This is a genomic window from Mucilaginibacter arboris, assembly GCF_009754915.1.
In the GTDB taxonomy this organism is placed as follows: Bacteria; Bacteroidota; Bacteroidia; order Sphingobacteriales; family Sphingobacteriaceae; genus Mucilaginibacter_A; species Mucilaginibacter_A arboris.
Genome location: NZ_WPIK01000043.1, coordinates 1 through 1698, shown reverse-complemented (window position 1 = coordinate 1698; position 1698 = coordinate 1). Strand labels below are relative to the sequence as shown.

The window sequence follows — 1698 nt, the reverse complement described above, 5'->3', positions numbered from 1 at the left end:
CAAAATTTAGCTGGTAAAAGAAGCATCAGCTTTTTAATATGAATTTAACTTTGGTTTTGGGCGGAAGGAATTCTATTTCCAGTTCTTCGCCAAGCCTTTTCCGTTGGGCGTCATGCTACTTGAGACATTCTATAATTTAAACAATAACTATAATGACAAAACTTGATGTAGAATACGACCTCGTATTTATTGTAGACTGCTTATCTCAAAAAGACAGAGACGATTTTAAAATTTCTGAAGATTTAATGAACTTTCTTGCGTCTAAAGGAATTAAACAGCTTCAAGGAAAATGTAAGAACAAAGCTATGGTTCTTGACACGTTCTCTTACATGAAAAAACTTGCCGAAACTGGACTTAAATTTTGTTTACAAATTGTATCTCATGGAACCGAGGATGGATTATGGATTGAAGAAAATGATGAAGATATTTATTAGGATGAACTTAGAGATTTATTTTATGAACTTAATTCAAAGCTTGGAAATACATTAATTGTTAACATGTCAAGTTGTAAAGGACTTAACGGTGCAAAAATTATAGATGAAAGCAAAATTGAATACCCTTTCTTTGGTTTGATTGGTTGTAATCGAGATTTGTATATTGACGAAGCCAAGCTAACTAATGAACTTTTCTATTCAAAACTATTAGAAGGAAAAGACATTTCAGTTATAGTTCCAGAAATTCAGCAAAAGTTCAAAGATTTAGGCAAGACAGACAAAGTAATTTTTAGTTTTTCATCTCAAGGCTACAAGACAATTGTAAATAAATTAGGAAAACGATAAAATAATAGTATTTAAGAATAAGCACGAACGCCCAACATTGGTTTGGCAAAAAACTGGCTGACGGAATAAACTATCAACTTTTATTTTACTATTTTGCTTCAGTTTCCAGCAGAAGGAACAAAATTTAGCTTGTAAAAACAGCATTGAACTTTGGAACTTTTATTTAGCTTTGGTTCCGGCTGAAGGAATTCTATTTCCAGTTCTTCGCCAAGCCTTATCCGTTAGGCGCAATTTGTGTTTTCGCCCGGCAAAGTTTGCTAAAGATTTTTTTGTCCCAAAAAAGCAAAAACACAAAAAGCGGCTAACATGGGTTTGGCAAAAAACTGGCTGGCAGGTTACAATTTCAGCTTTTGTTTTGCTATTTAGCTTCAGTTTCAGCTGAAGGAACAGAAATTTAGCTGGTAAAAGAAGCATCAACATTTGATTATTAATTTAACTTTGGTTTTGGGCGGAAGGAATTTAAATTTCAGTTCTTCGCCAAGCCTTTTCCGTTGCACGCCATTTAAAGCGCCGACTTCAACGCGCTCGCCTGACTTGTATTTCGCCGACTTTTCTAAATGCTGTTTTTATCGGTCTAAAACTTGCGGACAAATTTTTTGCCGCTAAAAACAGTATTGCCGGCTAACTTTTCAGATCGCGTTCATCTGACCTAAAAGTTCTAAAAGCAGCGAAATCAAATCTGCCGACTTTTTCGCGCAGACAAAATTATTGCTGACTTTTGTGCGCCGACTTTGTAAACTAAAAGTTTGCTTGTTTTGCGGACAAATAAAAATTGTTTAAAAGTTCAAATTTATATTTTCGCTTTTAAACAAAACGGCGTGCAACATTGGTTTGGCAAAAAACTGGCAGACGAAAGTTACCAGACTTTTGGATTTCTTTTTTAACTTTAGTTCGGGTTTCGGCTGACGAGTTTTAAATG

At 34.6% G+C, this 1698-nt stretch carries 2 protein-coding genes; both read left to right on the top strand.

What is annotated here, in order from left to right:
• Nucleotides 1–152: 152 nt before the first annotated feature.
• Nucleotides 153–434, top strand: coding sequence for a hypothetical protein (locus tag GO621_RS18595; RefSeq protein WP_157569889.1), 282 nt, complete (start codon nt 153–155; stop codon nt 432–434).
• Nucleotides 435–497: 63 nt separating this feature from the next.
• Nucleotides 498–779 carry a hypothetical protein gene (locus GO621_RS18590; protein ID WP_157569883.1) on the top strand — a complete coding sequence of 94 codons (282 nt, stop codon included), beginning with the start codon at nt 498–500 and terminating at the stop codon, nt 777–779.
• The last annotated feature ends 919 nt before the right edge of the window (nt 780–1698 follow it).